The organism is Shewanella sp. ALD9, assembly GCF_002836315.1.
Lineage (GTDB): Bacteria > Pseudomonadota > Gammaproteobacteria > Enterobacterales > Shewanellaceae > Shewanella.
The window spans coordinates 413,359-433,132 of sequence record NZ_PJCD01000001.1 but is presented as its reverse complement, the minus strand read 5'-3'; the positions used below and the strand labels follow the sequence as shown (position 1 = coordinate 433,132).

Genomic DNA, 19,774 nt, shown 5'->3' with positions numbered 1-19,774 from the left:
TTGGCAAATAAAGGGGAGAAAGACCATGAGAACTCTCATCTCAATATTAGTGGCTAACGCGCTCTTTATGAGCGGCGCAAGCCTAGCAGCAGATACCGATGCACAAAAGATTGCCGATCTTAAACAACAACTGACTACTATTAATGAAGATCTTGATTACTTAAATTCACGAGTTGACAAAACCGAGCGTCACACAGCCTTAGACAGAATAGCCATTACGGGTGATTTTAGAACCAAAGCACATTCATTACATTATCAAAACGTCACTTGGAACCCAGCCATGAACGTTAACTTTTCTGACTTTGGCGCTAAAGCCATGTCAGGAGTATTTGGCGATCCAAACAGTGCTACCTCACCGTTAGGCCAAATGATGATGGCAAACCCTGATTTAGCCAGCGCGTTTCAAAGCGGTATGCTTCAAGGCGTTATGCCAATGCTGTTGGGCCAAAAAACCCAACAGGACATTGATAACGATATATTTTACACCACGCGCTTACGCCTAAACATTGACGCTAAAGTGTGGGATAACGTCAGCTTTGCAGGACGTTTAACCATGTTTAAGAGCTGGGGAGACTCTGCTGGAGTTAAAGTATTCGACTCATGGAACTCATTCACCATGGACGGCACCAGTAGCGGTAGCACCAGTGGTGATGAGTTAAAAGTAGAGCGCGCCTATTTTAATTGGAAAGACATTAATGGTAGTGGCACTTACCTTTCTATTGGACGTCGCCCTTCAACGTACGGTCCACCAAATCATTATCGTGAAAATGAACTCAGAGGCGGCACGCCATCAGGTCACTTAGTCAATTTCAACTTCGATGGTCTGACCTTAGGTTACAACTTGGGTGATATTACCGGTATTGAAGGCCAAACAGTACGTTTTTGCTATGGCCAAGGCTTTGAATCACAGTACGGCAATGGCGAATTGTTTGGTGACATCATCACTAAAGATACCCACCTCGGCGGGTTTAATATCGACGTGATTAATGACGGTAACCATTTCTTACAGTTCACTTTATTCGGTGCTAAAGATGTCAATGATGGCTTTACGGGCACCATGGCATTCCCTACTCAACTGGCGGGTATCTTTGCCCCAACCATGTATCAAGACATGCAAAAATTCGACAACTTTAACTTCGTCACCCGCGTACAACCAAGCGGTGTCATTGGTGATATGTACTTAGGTGGCCTAGGTTATGCCTATGAAACCGATGACGACCTGAAAATGTTTGCCTCATTAGGATGGACTCGTGCTGAACCTAACGGCAATGCTGGTTTGTTCGGTGGCATGTTAAGCGATGCAGTATTTGAAGCAGAGTTGAACAGCACTGGTACTGAAATCATTATGGTGCCAAAAGAAACCGTTGATAGCGACACCAAAGATGGTTACGGCATTTATGTGGGCATGCAAATTCCTGCACCATACGGCAAATTTGGTTTGGAATATAACTACGGTTCTAAATACTGGAGTCCCTTCACCCAAGCACAAGACGACCCAATCGGCAGTAAGTTAGCCACTCGCGGCCACGTTGCCGAAGCTTATTATATCTTTGATATTAATCCAAAAATGTTTATCAAGTTAGCCGGTTTATATTACGACTATGAATATACCGGAAGTGGCTCACCAGTAGGTGCACCGATGAAGGTTGACGATGTGATTGCCGGTAGCGCGTACTCAATGTTGCCCGTTGTTGACACCGCCTATGACGTCAATGCCTCACTGACTGTTAACTTCTAACGCTAACTTAACCTTCTAACTTGGCCCCCCTGAGCACAAGCTCAGGGGTAAGGACAAATATCATGAAACTATTATCAGCACTGGCTGTATTACTGTTATTAAGCAGTAGCGCACAGGCTGCCTTTAACCACAAAGAGGCGCTGAAAGGGCCTTTTGCTAATGGCCCTGAAGTGACGACACAATGCTTAACCTGCCATAAAGAACATGCTGAAGAGTTTATGAAATCTTCACATTGGACTTGGGAGTTAGAGCAAAAACTACCTGACCGCACAGTGATGCGTGGTAAAAAGAACAGTATTAACAACTTTTGTGTATCGATATCGGGTAACGAACCGCGTTGTACCAGTTGTCATGCCGGTTATGGTTGGAAAGATTCTACATTCGACTTTAAAGACATGACCAAAGTCGATTGCTTAGTCTGTCACGACACCACAGGAACTTACATTAAAGATCCTGCGGGCGCAGGCGAGGCCTTAGCAAGAGTCAATTTAGCCAATGTTGCCCAAAATGTAGGTGCACCCGTGCGTGACAATTGCGGCAGTTGCCACTTTTACGGTGGCGGCGGTGATGCGGTTAAACACGGCGATTTAGACTCATCAATGTCTTATCCAGACAAAGCGACCGATGTCCACATGGACACCGATGGCAATGACTTCCAGTGTCAAACTTGTCACGTTACTGAAAATCATCAAATTACCGGTAACTCGATGGGCGTATCACCTGGTGGTGAAAACAAAATTGGTTGTGTAAATTGCCATGATGCTGCGCCTCACAAAAATAAAAAGCTCAATACACACACAGCAACTGTAGCGTGTCAGACTTGTCACATACCATCATTTGCTAAAAATGAACCCACCAAAATGCGTTGGGATTGGTCAAAAGCAGGTCAAGATCTTCCTGAAACAACAGACCAATACGGCAAGCACACCTTTATGAAAAAGAAAGGCAGCTTTATTTGGCAAAAAGACGTTAAACCACAATATGCCTGGTTTAATGGCCGCGCCGATGCGTATATGGCTGGCGATAAAATGGACCCAACTAAAACGGTTAAATTAGCTTATCCATTAGGTGATATTCGCGACCCTAAAGCTAAAATCTACCCATTTAAAGTGCACACGGGTAAGCAAATCTATGATACTAAACTCAATATTCTAATAACCCCTAAAACGTACGGTGAAGGTGGCTACTGGGATAAGTTTGATTGGGACTTAGCAGCCAAATTAGGCATGGAAGCTAACCCAACCATGATAGAGAAAGGACTTAAATACAGTGGCCAGCATGGTTTTGTTGAAACTGAGATGTGGTGGCGCATCAACCACATGGTGTCACCAAAAGACAAGGCACTACAGTGTAATGACTGCCACAACAAAGGCGAGCGTTTAGACTGGAAAGCCCTTGGTTATGATGGCGACCCAATGAAAAATCGTAAAAGTATTAAACACACAAAAGCTGACTAATACTCAGATAAGCTCACTGCAACAGCAATAAGCTGATACAAAAAAACCGCTATCGACTTTACGATGGCGGTTTTTTTATTCGCTAAATAACCAACTAAAAATCTAAACCTTGGCATTGAAAATCTTGTTCAATAGCACTGATGGGATCGGTAAAGCGCAACCGTTTAGCCAACAACTGCAACGGCTTATCAAAGTTATCCGGCCCTTTAGGCTGTAACACTGGATAAAAGCGGTCGTGTAAAATCGGCATGCCTAAACTTTGCATGTGTACACGTAATTGATGAGTTTTACCGGTAATCGGACTTAACTCAAATAAGCCAAAACCATTTTTTACCGCCACTAAACTGATTTCAGAATGACTATTCGCCTCGCCTTCAACCACCTGCATGGTAAAGCTTGGATTTGCCGCCACAATACGATTTTGAACCGTCCAATGAATAGGAAGCGTACAAGTATTATCGGCTAATTCACTCACCAACCTAGGCGTTAATTTAGCGATGGCCTGATAATCTTTAGTGATATTGTCATCTAAGAATAGCTGATGATATGCATGGCGTGTTTGCGGATTGAGCGTCATTAACATCACCCCAGCCGTGTCTTTATCGAGCCTATGTGCTGGGGCGACCGTATCAATTTGAGTCGCGATACGTAATCGATGCACTAAACATTCATTGACGTAATTTCCGCCTGGGGTAACAGGTAAAAAATGCGGTTTATAAACCACAATGGTATCAAGATCTTGATACAACACCAGCTCAGCAAAAGGCACTTTCGTTTCGGCCAGCACTTCGCGGTAATAATACACTTTGGCAGTGGCTTGATAGACACTGTCTGCGGTAATTAACTCACCATTTTGCCAATGAACTTTGCCATCTTTGATCCGTTGCTGCCACACACTGGCATCGATTTGCTTAAAATGATCGACCAAAAACTCAACTACTGTGTGGTATTGCTTACCTGCTAATTCATTAGCACGCGGCAACACAATATACGAAGGTTGAGCGGCAATGGCAGCGCTTGGTGTTTGGGAAGAGGATTGAGGATGATCCGCAGTGTAGTTTGATGAATTAGGCATAAACAACTTGGCTATATAAAGATGAAGGTAAGGTTCAAACGAGAAGGTATCTTATCAGGCTAGGTTTAAAATGTATCTTGATTACTTGATACCGATAACACAATATTGCGCTTATACATCCACGTGAGATTTTAGTAATTGCAGCACAAAATCCATGGTTTTATGGCAATTAGGTTGTTCAACTAAAATCAGCTTATCACGGTTATACATAGGTAAAACCTCTAACCAACGCTGACTCACCCAAGCGGCATCTTCTAAATGTGTTTGTGAATACAATTCCAGTAAATCTGGATTCACTTGATAAAATTGTTCAAGTGCGGCGCTGATAATTTCAAACTCACCCGCAATGGGCTCATGGCACCAATTAGCGCAAGGGAGCGCACGAGCAATCCAACAACCATCTCGTTTTTGCGCCGCAGATAAAATTTTAAGACGCTGTGTTCCCTCAACAACGATGCTTAAAGAATCATCATCTAACTGGTTGAAATCAATAATATTGCATTGGGTTGCTGCAATATAACAAGGCAGTTCGCTATTCACTTTCAATGGCGCAAATGCTAAACCATAGTGACCTTTTAATACATCGGCAACCATGGCTAAATCACTCGGTGCCACAACTCGAATTTCAAGTCGTCCACCGGGTAATAGCACTGCATCTTGAATCAGTAATGCTACTTCTTTTGTTTGCATAACAGCCTCCTACACCATAGGTGAAGTTACTGAACCAAAGTCAAATCAATGAAACAAGTGTAGCAGTGGTTAATTATTCAACAACTTAAGCAGCATAATATAATGCTTACTACCGACATAACCACCCGTTTTCGCTACGCCCTACTCCAATAGACCTTAATCAATACGACTATCTTTCAAAAAAAGTACAAAAAACATTCAATTTATTGGATCTTATAAACGCTCAATACGATCCATAATAGTGCCGGAAGCGACAATCTCAGCAAACTCGTCAGCTAATACCTGGCTTTGTTGCACGCTTTGCTGCCAATAAGCAATTCGACTTTCAGTATCTAAATTTTTAAAGTCTTCACGGTCAGGAATTTTACTAAACGGTAAGCTTGCAATAAATTGCTTACTCGGTGCTAAAATTAATCCATTGTGATAATTCGCTTTCGCTTTACGCCACAACAAGGATTTATCAAACCAACCAGGGCTCATGTACGGATAAAAGTGCGGATACAAACTTAACCCTGTCGCAGCGGGTAATGGCATATCAAAATGATAATCGGTTATGCCTCCATCGTAATAATGGCCTTTTGGCGAGCCTTGCAGATCTTTTACCGGATCAAGCAATAGCGGGATCGATCCTGTCGCTAGTAATCCATGACGGATATTGTCTTGAGTTAACTCGACATGTTTGGTGGGCAAATCTTTCAAACGTCTAAAAGGTGATGCGGCGTCTTTATGGCTTAAAATAACCCGCTCGAAGTGCCAGCCTAAGCTTTTTCGATTGATGACATTACTTACCGCTGCCATCGATAATCCCATCATTAAGCCAAATTTGGCATGAATGCGATTTAAATGACGGGCACGGCAGGCCACCATATGATGACGAATTAACGGATTAGCAATAATATCCGCGCCTTGCTGTTCACCTAAAATGCCATCAACAATTTGCAATACTTGGGCACTGACTTGTTCACGCGTCGGCTTTTTTTCGTAATTTTGATGAATATAAAAATGTTCTAAACGTTCATAAGCCGCTAATGGATCTTGTTGCGCCATACAAGCTAAACGCCACGCACCCGACGATGCGCCCATAGTATAAAGAGGATCTTCGCGCCCCTGAAAAAACTCACTAAATAAATATTTATCTAAGCCTGCTATCGCCAGCCACTTAGGCCCGCCTGATGCAGCAAAGAGCTGAGTAAATAATGATTGATCTAAGCCATTCGCTTCTAGTTGTTCGTAAGCCGTTGGTCCAGCAAGTAAACGTAATGCAGGCAATGTACAATCCTTCTTATATTTGTAATGCTGTTATCTTTGTAAAACTGTATGCTTTAGCGCTAACACGCTAGCATATTTTTATGGTTCTTATCTTACGGAATTTTTATGATTGTTGATACTTTAGCAAATCGCCACCTATACACTCAACTTAGCCCGAGATTAGCCAAAGCATTAGCTCATCTCGCGGACACCGACTTTAGCCAGCTTGAAGTGGGCAACTATCCGCTTGAAGGAAAAGACATTTTCGTTATCGTCAATGACTATGAAACTAAGCCTAAAGAGATCGAACCCTTTGAAGTTCATCAACAGTATATTGATGTGCAGTATGTGGTTAGCGGTGAAGAAGAATTTGGCTATTTACCGTTAGCCAATCAAACGCCTTCTAAGCCTTATTTTGACAAGCATGACTATGCTGAATACGACTATGAATCTAACAAAGATGATGCGGCATTTATTCCGCTAAAAGCGGGCATGTTTGCATTGTTTTTTCCTGGTGACATCCATATGCCGGGCACCAGCCCTACACCACAAAAAGTCCGCAAAGTGGTGATAAAGATACGGGTATAACCTTAAAACATGACCAACGCTCAGTCCTACTACTGAGTTATGAGTAAGACATCGCTATTTGATAGAAGTCTGCTAAAGTTAATTCGAGCACAAGAAGCACCTCGACAGAGCACTTGATATAGTCTCAATAGAACACTGAAACAGACTTCAATATCATTGTTATACCCAAGCTAAAGACAAATATGCACTTACCCTGTGTAAAATAGAAAAAGCCCCGAGACTCTCCGCTCGGGGCCTTTTTTTGTCAATTAAACACGCATATCATCATGGATAACACTCATGTGGTAAGTTGAACCGTTGAAGTGGTATTTTTTAATGCGATGAAGATCAATTCTTGTTAAAATCAGGGCAACTTTATAGGAGAGTCTTTCAATGGCAATGTATGTAGTGGGTCACAAGATCCCTGATTCAGATTCAATTTGTGGTGCTATAGCATTAGCATATTTAAAAAACCAAATCGATGAACCGGCAATTGCAGCCCGTTTAGGCGAGCTATCACCAGAAACCGCATTTATTTTAGAAAAATTTGGTTTTGAAGCACCTGAATATAAAACCAGTTACGCTGGTGAAGAAGTCTATATTGTTGACCATTCAGAAATTACTCAAGCGCCAGATGATATCGCTCAAGCGACTATCGTCGGTATTGTGGACCACCACAAATTAGGCGACCTAACCACTTCTACTCCACTAGAATGTTGGATCCGTCCAGTAGGTTGCAGCAACACCGTCATTAAAATGATGTTCGATTTCTACCAAGTAGACATTCCAGCAAACATCGCTGGTATCATGATGTGCGCCATCTTAAGTGACACGGTTATTTTCAAATCTCCAACCTGTACCACTGCCGATATCCGTTGCGTTGAAGCGTTAGCAAAAATCGCCGGTGTAGAAGACTTTAAAGAACTCGGCATGGACATGTTTAAAGTAAAATCAGCAGTTGCAGGCACGCCAGCGCGTGACCTTGTTATGCGTGACTTTAAAGACTTCAACATGAACGGTAACCTAGTGGGTATTGGCCAATTAGAAGTTATCGATTTGTCTGTATTTGACGACATCAAAGCTGACCTAGAAGCTGATATTGCTAAATTGAAAATTGAAGGCAATCGTCACAGCGTATTATTGCTGCTAACCGATATCATGAAAGAAGGTTCAGAAATGTTAGTTGTTTCTGATTCAGCAGACTTAACTGAGCGCGCTTACGGTAAACCTACCGTTGATGGTCGCGTGTGGTTAGACGGCGTATTAAGCCGTAAAAAACAAGTTGTACCTGCACTGCAAGATGCCTTTGCAAAGTAACTGGTTGTAAACATCTCAAATAAAGAAAAAGCTGAATCAATTGATTCAGCTTTTTTTATGCTTCAACGCCTATCTATTATGTCGATTAACTAACTTGGTATATCACAGCCCCATAGCTCAATGGAGGGCTGCTCAGTGGTAGGCTCACCCACCCAATAACTCATAGAATGGCATTGTTGCCCAGCCTGAGTCGATGACACACATAGCTGATAATCGCCAGCTTCTGGCGTGCGGCCCAACTTTAGCATTGGCAAAATAGGTAAATGCGGTTTGTAGTGCCAACTGCCATCTTTTAACACTGCATCGGCAGGGATCTCCATTCCTGCGCCACTGCCTTTTACTCTTGCTTGTTCTAAAATAAAACCTTCATTAGTTAATCGATAATCTTCGGCCCAACGAATTTTCTCAATGGTGTGAGTCCAAGACAATGTCATCTGTTCAGCAGGCACTTGAGCCCATATTGTGCCTGCTAAACCCAAACATAGCCCTAGCATTATTCGCCCTGCGCTAAACGTTTTAGCTTACGTGCACGCCATACATGGTGCAAAATAAACACCAGTGCCAAACCAAAGCCTAACTCATCACTTAGCGGTGTCGCCATAATTAAACTGCCACCAGCAATAAAGCCTAAAACACGTTCCCACCAATAAAGGTTTTGTAATAAGTAGCCGGTAAATATCACGCCCCAAATACCTATAGCAACCGTCGCTTTAAGGACCACATAAACCGTTTCTAGCACACCACCACTTTGGAGCATTAACGCAGGGTCGTACACCGCCATAAACGGAATAATAAACCCAGCAATGGCAATGCGAATGGCCCATAAACTGATTTTTAAGCCTTTCTCTTTGGCGATTGGCGCCGCGGCGAAACACGCCAGGGCAACGGGTGGTGTAAGGTCTGCCATAATGCCAAAATAAAACACAAACATGTGCGACACAATTAACGGCACGCCTAAATCCAGTAACGCTGGCGCGGCAATTGAGCTGGTAATAATGTAATTAGGAATTGTCGGGATCCCCATACCTAATACCAAACACGTCACCATCGTCAGCACTAAAGACAAGAATAAGTTATCTTGGCCGACAGCCAGAATATAGCCGGCAAACGTTGAAGCAATACCGGTTAGTGACACAACACCAATAATCACGCCCACTAGCGCACAAGCAATACCTACAGGTACTGCATGTCGCGCACCTTCAACTAACGCATGCACACATAATGTTAGGGTTTCTTTGCCACCTTTAACAAACCAACAAATCACCACCAGCATAGCGATAACGCCAAACATCACCCCTATACCTAATTGGAAAAAACCTGCACATAACACCCCTAGCGCTATCCAAAAAGCAAACCGCATAGCAGCTGATGATAGATTGAGAATAATGGCCGAACCTAAAATCACAATCGCAGTGAGTGCTAAGCCAACCATGCCAGAAAACAGCGGTGTACGACCTGAAAACAGTAAGCCAATCAAAATAAATAGTGGGATTAATAAGTACCAACGCAGCTTAATTGCTGCCCACGGATCTGGACATTGGTCTTTGGGTAAGCCAGATAAATTGGCGCGTTTAGCTTCTAAATGCACCATCCAGAACACCGAACAAAAATACAATACTGCGGGGATCATCGCCGCTTTAGCAATTTCAATAAATTGCACATTAATGGTTTCTGCCATAATAAAGGCTACCGCACCCATAATCGGCGGCATAATTTGGCTGCCCATACTGGATGTGGCTTCTACACCCCCCGCAAAAGCAGACCGATAACCAAAGCGCTTCATTAACGGAATCGTAAACTGGCCAGTGGTGACCACATTGGCAACTCCCGAACCGGTAATGGTGCCCATGAGTGCTGAAGACACCACCGACACTTTTGCAGGCCCACCCACTTTATGCCCAAATAAGCCCATAGCAAAGTCGGTAAATAAGCGGATCATTCCAGCTTGCTCTAAAAAGGCCCCAAACAGAATAAACAAGAAAATATAGGTCGCGGACACATAGGTTGGCGTGCCGTATAAGCCTTCGGTACCAAAGGCCAACTGATTAACTATTTGGTCGAAACCATAACCTCGATGCATCAATTCACCGGGTAAATACTCACCAAATAAACCATAGGCTAAAAAAATACCACAAATAATTGGCAGGGCAATTCCCATCACTCGTCTGGCGGCTTCAAACACTAAAGCGACTAACACCACACCAATAATCATGTCATTTTGGGTTAAGTCACCAGAACGTTGAATTAAGTCTGCTTCGAACACCCATTGATAAACCGCTGTAGCCATACCCGCTAAACCGAGTATCCATGCCAAAGGTTGCCATGGCTGACTCTTGCCTATACCTGGGTAGCTAATAAACACCACTAATAATAAAAAGCCCACGTGTACGGCGCGCAATACTTGTGTCGAAACTGGATGAAATGCCGCGGTGGTAATTTGGAAAATAGAAAAAATCAATGCTACTGCAAACAAGGCTTTTGGCCAGTTGCGAGTATCGGCACTTAAGCCTTGCTCTGGTTCGGTAATTTGGGTTGGATCGCTCATGGTATGCCTCGACACTTACTACAACTAATAACCTCAGCTCAGAAAAATGAGTCAATTAACAATGACGTTGACTCAATCAGTCACTCTTGATCTAAAACGGAAGTTAGCAAATATGGTTGAAAGACAGAAATAAACAAGCGCTTGCTGGGTTTACCAAACAAGCGCTGTTAACTTAAGACTATTACTTATAGCGCATTCACTTCTTTGTAATAGCGTTCTGCACCTGGGTGTAGTGGAATAGGCAGATCTTTTGCCGCTGTGGCTAAACTGATCGCCTTAGCAGCTGAGTGAGCAGTACCTAAACGGTCTAGGTTTTCAAACATCAGCTTAGTCATTTGATAAGCAATCTCATCAGACACCTTACTGTGGCTTACCAATAAGTTTTGTATCGCAACCGTACTCACATCTTCTGTTTGGCCTTCGTAAGTATTGGCCGTAATCACCCCAACTTGATAAGCAGGATTATTAATTTTAGCGACAACATCCGCAGGGATAGCCACAAAGTTGATATCCATTGTTGCGGCTAAATCACGAATGGCAGCCATACCTAAACCAGACGATTGTAAAGTCGCATCCAATTGGCGGTTTTTAATCAGCTCAACAGATTCGGCATAAGGCAAAAACTCCACTTTACCCATGTCGTCGTAACTGAGTCCTGCAGCAGCAAAAATAGCGCGAGCGTTTAGCTCAGTACCTGATTTTGGCGCCCCGACAGAAATACGTTTGCCTTTTAAATCTGCAAGACTATTAATACCGGCATCTTTATTGGCGACAATTTGGATGTAGTTAGAATAAGTTGCCGCAATAACGCGTAATTTTTTAAGCGGTGCTTTAAAACCGGCTTCCTGATCACCTTCCCATGCAGCCGATACCGAATCACCTAGTGCAAGCGCTAATTCACCACGCCCAGCTTGTAATAAATTGAGGTTTTCAACCGACGCTTTAGTCGCTTGTACTGAGGTTTTAGAGCCCTCAATGCCATTGCTGTAAAGTTGAGATAAAGCCACACCGATAGGATAGTAAACACCACTAGTTCCGCCGGTGAGAATATTGATAAATGTCGGCGCAGCCATAACAGCCGTACTAATAGATAGCGCTGCAGCTGCGCCAATCATGCAAAAACGTTTGGTTAATTTCATCCTGCAATATCCTTATTTTTTATATTGTTATGAGTATTATTATGTCGTTACACTACCACTGACATCCTGTGCAATCTATATAGACTAAAGGCTAATAACATCATTATAAATCGCCTTTATTCCGCGATTTCAGTTACTTCGATACGACACCAATAGCAACATTAGCATTTTTCATCACCAACTTGCTTTAGGGCTGTCTGGGCAGCGAGCAATAAATACTCTGCCATCCACGAGTATAGTTAATTGAAATAAAAAGGTGCCAACAATGTCGGCACCTTTTTAGTCTATGGTGTAAGCCCTAATGAAATGAAAGGCTGGAATGTTATTAAGCCTTACATATTCATACAGTTAGCATAATATGTCACTGTGGCAGGCCAGTCAGAAAACACCCCTATTACCCCGACATCTTTTGCCAGTACATCTAACAGCTCAAAAGTATCACCTTCGTTATCAATCACGTCAGCAATACTCTGATAATACCAACCACCGCCGCCTTGACTCAGTGGCCCCGAACGCTCTAATGACCAAGCAATAATCTTCAAGCCAGCGGCACTTGCTGCTTTGGCATATTCAGATGGCACTATCGCGTTATTGTCTCCTACGGTAACCAGCATCCATAAAGGTGGTGCAATAATCTTGACCCCGTCTGCCGCTAAGGTGTCCATACTCGGTGACCATGTGGCACTGTTTTGCGGATCAAATCCAGCTTGCTCGTCACGGCCATCAAGGTATACCGCTTGATCGGCAAATTCAGGTGCGTTGGCTATCCAATATTTTACATCGTCTAAATTAAACGATTGTGGAAACACTTGCGATGCATCAACACCTGCTGCGGCATATTCATCTAGCATTTTTTGGGCGTAATCTTGTTGGGTAAATCCATCATATGGCATGCTGACACTGGCCGACTTAAGCTCGGGAGTCATCTTTACTCCAGCAGCTTTGAATAAGGCAATACTTTCAGCGTGAGTCATTAACGTGCCATTACCGGCATATAAATCGGTGCGCCAATTTGGCGTGCCATCCATAAACTCTTCTACTGTGGTGGCATTAGGGTTAAAGCCGTCCATTTTGCCTTTTAAGGTTGTAAACTCTGCAAGACTAATATCGCTGGTACAACAGGTTGCCGTTGCACTCACGCCATTGACGGCATCGGCTGGTGAAAATGGCACTGAACATTTATTGGCTAGGGCCGGGATAGCAAGAATATTGGTGGTAGTGGCTAAATCACACTGCGAGTGACGGCAAACTAACTCTTTATCTGCTGTAAATGTCACGTCACATTCCACAATACCTGCGCCCGAATCGATAGCTGCTTGATAAGCTTCTTTGGTATGCTCAGGAAATTGCATTGATGCGCCGCGATGACCAATAGAAAAGTCAGTACGGTAAAATGAATTTGAAGCACATTGCGCTAATTGATCTTTTAACTCACTGTCTTGCATTTGACCGACTAAAAATAGCGGCCTAGGGCCTACTTGAGCGCTAACACTTTTATCCACTTCTGCAGTGGTGTCATTATTATCGTTACTGTTACACCCCGAAATCCATAACGTACTGGTTAAAACTGAAATGATACCCAGTGTTACACTTTTTTTCCTTGTCATCTTTTTGCTCCATGTTGTAATGCGGTAATGTCAGTTGTAATGGTTTGCTGAAAAATTCATCATCAGGAACAGCTTACGCAATGAATATGACTGAATTATCGAATTAATATGACAACCTTAGTTTCTACTGTTTTACCGACCGATTGAATAATATAAAACATGACCCTAACTGCGGTAACGGTAAATAGACAAGCAAATAAACGATAGTGAGTAAACAACTAACAATGAGGTCCACAATGGCAAACACAACACTTTATTATGTTCACGATCCAATGTGCAGTTGGTGTTGGGGATATCGCCCCACATGGGATGCTCTGCAAGTTCAACTACAACAGCAGTTTGGCCAGCAATTGAGTCTACACTATCTAGTCGGTGGTTTAGCGCCCGACTCCGACCAACCCATGCCGCAACCCATGCAGCAAATGTTACAACAAACCTGGCAAAAAATTACTCAACAGCTTGGCACCGTGTTTAATCACGACTTTTGGCAGCATTGCCAACCAAGGCGTTCAACTTACCCAGCATGCAGAGCTAGCATCATTGCTCGCCAATATGGGCTAGAGCAACAAATGATCAACGCCATTCAACAGGCTTATTACCTGAACGCGCGTAATCCATCTGATGTTGATACTTTGGTATCGATTGCGACTCAATTAGGGATCCCCGCAGACTTGTTCACAGAGCAATTAAGCGCTGATGAAACAGAAGATAAATTACTCAAAGAAATCAATTTTGCTCGCCAACTTCCCATTCAAGGATTTCCCTCATTAGTGCTGATGGTCGATAACAACGCCTATCCTATTCGGCTTGATTATCATCAATGGCAAACCAGCTTGGCAGACATACAGACAATTTTGTTAACAACCCAACCGAGTTAATTAGCCCATAAGGACATTAGGACCGCATGACTTAATGACTCTACGCACCGTCACGAGGTAAACGTCACTTAAGATATAAAGTTTGCACGACGTTGATTAGCCTTTGGCCTTAATGGCCAATATCCTATACTCTGCACGTCGAAAACGACAACGCCCCACACAGGCTCGTTAAACATAACATGAGGCAGTGAATGACAGATCGTAAACGAGGTTTTTTCGGTTGGACATGGTTTGTCATGTGGCGATTTTTGCTATTACTGGCGCTATTGTTACTGCTGCTTAGATTTGTGCCACCACCGACGACGTCATTTATGCTGCAAAGCGATTATCCGGTTAGTCAGCACTGGGTAAGTATTGATGAACTGCCAGCGCACATGCCTTTAGCCGTAGTGGCCGCAGAAGATCAACTGTTTCCAGAGCACTTCGGGGTCGATTTTACCTCCATAACTAAAGCCCTTAACCAGTACGACGACGGCCAAGGTCTGCGTGGTGCCAGTACCATCAGCCAGCAAACCGCCAAAAACCTATTACTTTGGCCGGGTAGAAGCTTCGTTCGCAAAGGGTTAGAAGCCATATTGGCCGTGAGCCTTGAAGCGATTTGGGGCAAAAAGCGTATCTTAGAGGTGTACTTAAACGTAGCCGAATTTGGTAAAGGTATTTACGGCGTAGAAGCGGCTAGCCAGCACTATTTTAATAAATCGGCCCGCTATTTATCCAACAACGAATCGGCGCGCCTAGCAGTGTTGTTGCCGAGTCCGCGTAACCGAAACCCTAACAATTTAACCCCATATCTGCGCCAAAGAGTCGCTTGGGGTGAAAAACAAATGCGCCAACTTGGCTCTGGCTATTTAAAGCCTATTCTTACCAATTAACCGCCATCAGTTGCCCGTTGTTATTGCTCTTTGTTAAGAGCAATAACAACTCGAACTGCCCTTCATATTTAAAAGATCAAAATATTGATCATTGATAAGCCTTTAGCCTTTAATATCATTCAAAAAAATACTATTCTCTTCCAATCGTCATCATGTGGCGAAAACATGATGCCTACTAGCAAGCCAGATGAAAGCCGGAATTAACAGGATTTGAACTATTTTTACTGTTAGAATGCGAGCTCATTTTTATCGGCTTTTACGATCAAGGCAGGCTATGACCGTTCTTCTAATGACTCCACCGATGACCCAGCTGAATACACCGTATCCAGCAACAGCGTATTTAACCGGTTTTTTACGCTCACGAGGCTATGAGGCGGTTCAGCGAGATCCTGCGATTGAGCTTTTCCTTGAGATGATGACAGCGCCTGCGCTGGACATTATTCGTCAGCACGTAGAAGAAAACTTCGAACACTTTGAAGACGACGAACTGCCAGATGTCATCTTTAATTTTTTGGCTGAATTTGAGCGTTATCACCTCACCGTAGAACCTGCCATTCGCTTTTTACAAGGCAAAGATCCCAGCCTTGCAATGCGCATTAACACGCGTCGTTTTTTACCCGAAGGCCCAGCGTTTGATGCAATTGCTGAGATGGAAGCGGTATCTGGCGACGTGTTGCAAGCCGCCTTTGGTAATTTAGGCGTACAAGATAAAGCCAAGTATTTGGCTACTCTGTTTATTAATGATCTGTCGAACGTTATTACTCAGGGCGTTGATCCCTACTTTGAAGTCAGCCGTTATGGCGAGAAATTAGCTGCGGCTAACCCAAGCTTTGACAACCTCTACGACACCCTCATGGGTGAACCGAGTTTCAGCTCTGAAATTTTGGAGCAGCTGGTCGAGATGTATCTGGAAGACACCCAACCAAGTGTTGTCGCATTAACCGTGCCGTTTCCCGGTAATATGCTGGGCGCGTTACGTATTGCCCAAACCTGTAAAGCCATTAATCCAGACATTCCTATCGTCATCGGCGGCGGGTTTGTTAATACCGAGCTGCGCGCACTAAAAGATCCTCGTGTATTTGAGTTTATTGACTTTATCTGTCTGGACGACGGCGAACGCCCGCTTATCACTTTGCTGGAATACTTTGAAGGCAAACGTGAAATAGACGATTTAGTGCGAACTTATTTTCTCGCAGAAGATGAAAATGGCCAGCCTTATGTCCATTTTAATGAAAACACACAGCTGCATGATATTCCACAAAGCGAAGTTGGCGCCCCAATTTACGATGGCCTGCCACTAGGTGACTACCTGTCTTTGTGTGAAATGCTTAATCCAATGCACCGTATATGGAGTGATGGACGTTGGAACAAACTGACCATAGCCCATGGTTGTTACTGGCGTAAATGCAGCTTCTGCGACGTCAGCCTGGACTATATCGACCGCTACGATACTGCAGGCGCCGATGTGCTGGTTGACCGAATCGTAGAGCTTGTCGAAGAAACCGGACAAACTGGTTTCCATTTTGTCGATGAAGCCTTACCACCAAAAACCTTATTTGCGTTTGCAAAACGTCTCATTGAACGCGGCGTAGTGATCAGTTGGTGGGGCAATATCCGTTTTGAGCGGACTTTTAGCCCAGATCGTTGTCAATTACTGGCAGATTCAGGTTGTATCGCCGTCAGCGGCGGCCTTGAAGTAGCGTCAGATCGTCTACTTAAACTGATGAAAAAAGGCGTCAGCGTTGAGCGCGTAGCCCATGTAACCAAAGCATTCAGTGATGCCGGTATTATGGTTCACGCTTACTTAATGTATGGTTTCCCAACACAAACCGAGCAAGAAACCATAGACTCGCTAGAAATGGTGCGTCAGATGATGGAACTAGGTTGTTTCCAGTCAGCCTATTGGCACCGTTTTGTCGCCACCATCCACAGCCCGATAGGCATGAACCCAGAGCAATTTGGTATCACCCTTGCTGAACGCCCAGAGATCTTATTTGCTGAAAACGATGTCGATTTCACCGACCCGACCGGAACGGATCATGACATGCTGGGCGAAGGACTGCGTAAAGCAATCTACAACTACATGCACGGTATCGGCTTCGATCAACCAATGAGTTTCTGGTTCAACGAACCCGTTTCCCGCACTTCAATGAAGAAAGACCTGATATCAAAAGCGATTAATAACTTTATTCTGAGTCATGAAGAGTAGGTAATGAAGAGTAGATTCGGGCTATTTCATTAGAATAAGTAAACGCGACCTAAATAATTGGCAGTCTAATTCTGCTATACAGACGCACCATAACCCTACTTAATATAAGAAAGAGAAAGAGTAAGTGGGTCCAAGGTTAGAATATTGAAGGTTGATTTATCACTGTTCTGCATAGAGAATAGCACCCAAATACATTGATATATAAAGCATAGGAATGGCAATAAGATGATGACAAAATGGGCAATACGCTTTTTACAAATGGCCGAGCTCGTAGCATCTTGGAGTAAAGACCCTTCCACCCGAGTTGGCGCAGTAATCACCGAAAACAATCGCATCGTCTCGCTAGGCTTTAATGGTTATCCTCACGGAATATCAGATAGCGCTGAAACCGATAACCGTGAAATGAAACTGCTAAAAACGCTCCATGCAGAAGAAAACGCCATTCTGCATGCCAAACGAGATCTCAGTAGTTGTGAGATTTGGGTAACCCACTTCCCCTGCCCAAACTGCGCCGCCAAGATTATCCAAACAGGATTGCGCGCTGTGCATAGCCCACAACCCAACGAAGATTTCCTGTCACGCTGGGGAGATAAGATTAAAGTCAGCGAAGAGATGTTTGAGCAAGCTGGCGTTCAAGTCGATTGGATGCAAGTAGATTAACCTTACTTTTTCACCGTCGTTCCGGCAATGCGGTTGAGCCGGAATCCAGGTGTTTACTCTTTGCATTTATGGCCTGCGTGGCACTTCATCATAGTAAAGGGTGAACAGTCTAGCTTCACTTTACTAGCTGGCTTTAAAAGGCTAGGTAAAAATTTAATAATGGAAAATTTAACAATGGATGCCATGATTAATTCGTGTCGTTTACAAGCTTTCTAAGAATATTTGCCAAGTAAAAAATAACAACCACAGAAGGCCAAGCATAAAAGCGACATCTTCTTTAATCGATGAGCCAAACTCTGAGCTATTATCACCAAAAAAGTAACCTACTGGTTTGGAATATATTACTGCCGCTAAGCATAAACCTGGCACAAGATAATACAGCACCCAATCTTCTAAATACGTGCTTGTTTCACCGGCACCCATTACAACGTAACTGTGCCCATACATCAGTAAATAGACTATGTATATGAGTACAAGAATAACGGCAAAATACTTACCCCATTTCCATTTCTTTAAGTTATCCGAAAGCGATAAATCGAATTCATGATTTGAATAAATGCCAAAAAAGATCAATGGCAGTATCAGTAAACAAATGCCTAAAAAAGTACTCAAAATACAGCTCGCTCCAGAAATTTAACAATGGGAATTTAATAATGGGTGGCATGGTTAACGCCCAAAGTTTACCCTGCCCCCACTAAATTCACCTTTAAATTCACTTTTATAAGCGATTAAAAGAAGTAGTGGATGATCAAAAAAACAACTATTTATTGTCCTACTTTAATGACTTCTTGTACAAAAAATTATTCTTTCTTTGTTAGATAATTAACATAGTTAATTTCACTTGTATGATTTGACTCGAAAGCATAGCCTTCATAGGTAATTGATAAGTTATTTGATAAATACAAAAGGTTATTATAAATTTCTACGTTTACAGTCATTTCCCATAGAGGCTCTTGAAAAACTTCGACAACAATAAATTTATCATTTGTATCACGATTCGATTCGGGATAGCTGTAGGGATTAATTGTTTGTGAAATAGATTCTACAGGGGTTCCTGCACAATCAGAGGTATCATATTTATGTTGAATTATTTCTAAATTGACACTAGTTATGACTAATTCATTTGTATAATATGCCAAATTTTTCCTTTCGCCACAATTTGATAACCATGAACCAGTTAGATCGAATGTTTCATCAATAGGCACAGAAACAATGGGAGGTGCTATACTTTCGTCTTCCACTTCAGAAGTGCCGCCACAACCGTACAATGTTACGAAGGCAATGCAAATGATGAACCTAATGAGAAAATAGTTAGTGAAGTTTATTTTAATATTAGAATACACAGAAAATTCCTTTTATATATGTGAAGTAGATAGCACCCGCCTAACACTCAATGTGTAGACGTGGCTTTTAGCATTGTTTGCTAAAACTATAACCAACAAAACCATGCCACCCATAATTTGCATAAGTAACATATCTTGTTTTCATTGCTTTGGCGAGAGTTCAGCTCAATGCACTCAACTCATCAACTTCAATCAATATGTCTAAATCATTAGCGTTATATGAGTGGTTTATTCGTCATCAGCAGAATTCAGCACACCTGAAAAACTTGATGTTAATCAAGTTCAAGGTGAATTGTAATTTGGGGTGGAAGTTAAGACTTAAGCGCACAGCCAGCGCTGGCAATTTGCAGCACCTTGTCGTCGTTTTCGGTCTAAATGCTCACAATATTCAGTTAATGCGGGTAATGCACCAACAGCTAACGCACTAAT

17 protein-coding genes are annotated in these 19,774 nt (G+C 43.0%); 8 read left to right on the top strand and 9 right to left on the bottom strand.

Going from position 1 to position 19,774, the window contains the following annotated elements:
• The first annotated feature begins 25 nt into the window (after nucleotides 1-25).
• Together CXF88_RS02015 and CXF88_RS02010 are read left to right on the top strand one after the other, a co-directional pair.
• The gene (locus CXF88_RS02015) at nucleotides 26-1,738 is read left to right on the top strand and encodes a DUF3373 domain-containing protein (RefSeq protein ID WP_101085110.1); all 1,713 of its coding nucleotides are present in this window, start codon (nucleotides 26-28) and stop codon (nucleotides 1,736-1,738) included.
• Nucleotides 1,739-1,800: 62 nt separating this feature from the next.
• Complete coding sequence (locus CXF88_RS02010; RefSeq protein ID WP_101085109.1) at nucleotides 1,801-3,195, top strand: tetrathionate reductase family octaheme c-type cytochrome; 1,395 nt, start codon at nucleotides 1,801-1,803, stop codon at nucleotides 3,193-3,195.
• 94 nt (nucleotides 3,196-3,289) lie between these two features.
• On the opposite strand, the gene CXF88_RS02005 is transcribed toward CXF88_RS02010, so the two are convergent.
• The 3 genes from CXF88_RS02005 to CXF88_RS01995 form a co-directional block, all read right to left on the bottom strand.
• Nucleotides 3,290-4,270, bottom strand: a complete 981-nt coding sequence (locus CXF88_RS02005) for a pseudouridine synthase (protein WP_101085108.1) — start codon at nucleotides 4,268-4,270, stop codon at nucleotides 3,290-3,292.
• A 111-nt stretch (nucleotides 4,271-4,381) separates the two neighbouring features.
• The gene (locus tag CXF88_RS02000) at nucleotides 4,382-4,960 is read right to left on the bottom strand and encodes an LON peptidase substrate-binding domain-containing protein (RefSeq protein WP_101085107.1); all 579 of its coding nucleotides are present in this window, start codon (nucleotides 4,958-4,960) and stop codon (nucleotides 4,382-4,384) included.
• Between the two features lie 213 nt (nucleotides 4,961-5,173).
• Nucleotides 5,174-6,229, bottom strand: a complete 1,056-nt coding sequence (locus CXF88_RS01995; protein ID WP_101085106.1) for an alpha/beta hydrolase — start codon at nucleotides 6,227-6,229, stop codon at nucleotides 5,174-5,176.
• 105 nt (nucleotides 6,230-6,334) lie between these two features.
• On the opposite strand from CXF88_RS01995, the gene CXF88_RS01990 reads away from it, so the two are divergent.
• Together CXF88_RS01990 and CXF88_RS01985 are read left to right on the top strand one after the other, a co-directional pair.
• A complete protein-coding gene (locus tag CXF88_RS01990) occupies nucleotides 6,335-6,796 on the top strand; it encodes a YhcH/YjgK/YiaL family protein (protein WP_101085105.1) in 462 nt (153 codons plus the stop codon).
• Nucleotides 6,797-7,168: 372 nt separating this feature from the next.
• Nucleotides 7,169-8,092: a manganese-dependent inorganic pyrophosphatase gene (locus CXF88_RS01985; RefSeq protein ID WP_101085104.1), complete on the top strand. Its 924-nt coding sequence runs from the start codon at nucleotides 7,169-7,171 to the stop codon at nucleotides 8,090-8,092.
• A gap of 89 nt (nucleotides 8,093-8,181) precedes the next feature.
• Here the strand turns inward: CXF88_RS01985 and CXF88_RS01980 are convergent, their stop codons facing one another.
• The 4 genes from CXF88_RS01980 to CXF88_RS01965 all read right to left on the bottom strand — a co-directional run bounded on the left by CXF88_RS01980 (nucleotide 8,182) and on the right by CXF88_RS01965 (nucleotide 13,383).
• Nucleotides 8,182-8,586 (bottom strand): DUF1850 domain-containing protein, encoded by a 405-nt coding sequence (locus CXF88_RS01980; RefSeq protein WP_011638981.1) that lies wholly within the window; start codon nucleotides 8,584-8,586, stop codon nucleotides 8,182-8,184.
• Nucleotides 8,586-10,619: a TRAP transporter permease gene (locus CXF88_RS01975; RefSeq protein WP_101085359.1), complete on the bottom strand. Its 2,034-nt coding sequence runs from the start codon at nucleotides 10,617-10,619 to the stop codon at nucleotides 8,586-8,588. The genes CXF88_RS01980 and CXF88_RS01975 overlap by 1 nt, the downstream gene beginning before the upstream one ends.
• Before the next feature lie 203 nt (nucleotides 10,620-10,822).
• On the bottom strand, nucleotides 10,823-11,776 hold the full coding sequence (locus CXF88_RS01970) for a TAXI family TRAP transporter solute-binding subunit (RefSeq protein ID WP_011638983.1): 954 nt from the start codon (nucleotides 11,774-11,776) through the stop codon (nucleotides 10,823-10,825).
• Between the two features lie 332 nt (nucleotides 11,777-12,108).
• Entirely contained in the window at nucleotides 12,109-13,383 is a 1,275-nt protein-coding gene (locus tag CXF88_RS01965) for a glycerophosphodiester phosphodiesterase family protein (RefSeq protein ID WP_101085103.1), read from the bottom strand.
• Between the two features lie 236 nt (nucleotides 13,384-13,619).
• On the opposite strand from CXF88_RS01965, the gene CXF88_RS01960 reads away from it, so the two are divergent.
• The 4 genes from CXF88_RS01960 (at nucleotide 13,620) to CXF88_RS01945 (ending at nucleotide 18,002) form a co-directional block, all read left to right on the top strand.
• Nucleotides 13,620-14,261, top strand: coding sequence for a DsbA family protein (locus CXF88_RS01960; protein ID WP_059745728.1), 642 nt, complete (start codon nucleotides 13,620-13,622; stop codon nucleotides 14,259-14,261).
• A 191-nt stretch (nucleotides 14,262-14,452) separates the two neighbouring features.
• The gene (mtgA, locus tag CXF88_RS01955; protein ID WP_101085102.1) at nucleotides 14,453-15,133 is read left to right on the top strand and encodes a monofunctional biosynthetic peptidoglycan transglycosylase; all 681 of its coding nucleotides are present in this window, start codon (nucleotides 14,453-14,455) and stop codon (nucleotides 15,131-15,133) included.
• Nucleotides 15,134-15,407: 274 nt separating this feature from the next.
• A complete protein-coding gene (locus CXF88_RS01950; protein ID WP_101085101.1) occupies nucleotides 15,408-17,342 on the top strand; it encodes a radical SAM protein in 1,935 nt (644 codons plus the stop codon).
• Nucleotides 17,343-17,567: 225 nt separating this feature from the next.
• A complete protein-coding gene (locus tag CXF88_RS01945) occupies nucleotides 17,568-18,002 on the top strand; it encodes a cytidine/deoxycytidylate deaminase family protein (protein WP_101085100.1) in 435 nt (144 codons plus the stop codon).
• Between the two features lie 201 nt (nucleotides 18,003-18,203).
• Here the strand turns inward: CXF88_RS01945 and CXF88_RS01940 are convergent, their stop codons facing one another.
• Together CXF88_RS01940 and CXF88_RS01935 are read right to left on the bottom strand one after the other, a co-directional pair.
• On the bottom strand, nucleotides 18,204-18,614 hold the full coding sequence (locus tag CXF88_RS01940) for a hypothetical protein (protein WP_101085099.1): 411 nt from the start codon (nucleotides 18,612-18,614) through the stop codon (nucleotides 18,204-18,206).
• Between the two features lie 188 nt (nucleotides 18,615-18,802).
• Nucleotides 18,803-19,345: a hypothetical protein gene (locus tag CXF88_RS01935; RefSeq protein WP_101085098.1), complete on the bottom strand. Its 543-nt coding sequence runs from the start codon at nucleotides 19,343-19,345 to the stop codon at nucleotides 18,803-18,805.
• Between the last annotated feature and the right edge of the window lie 429 nt (nucleotides 19,346-19,774).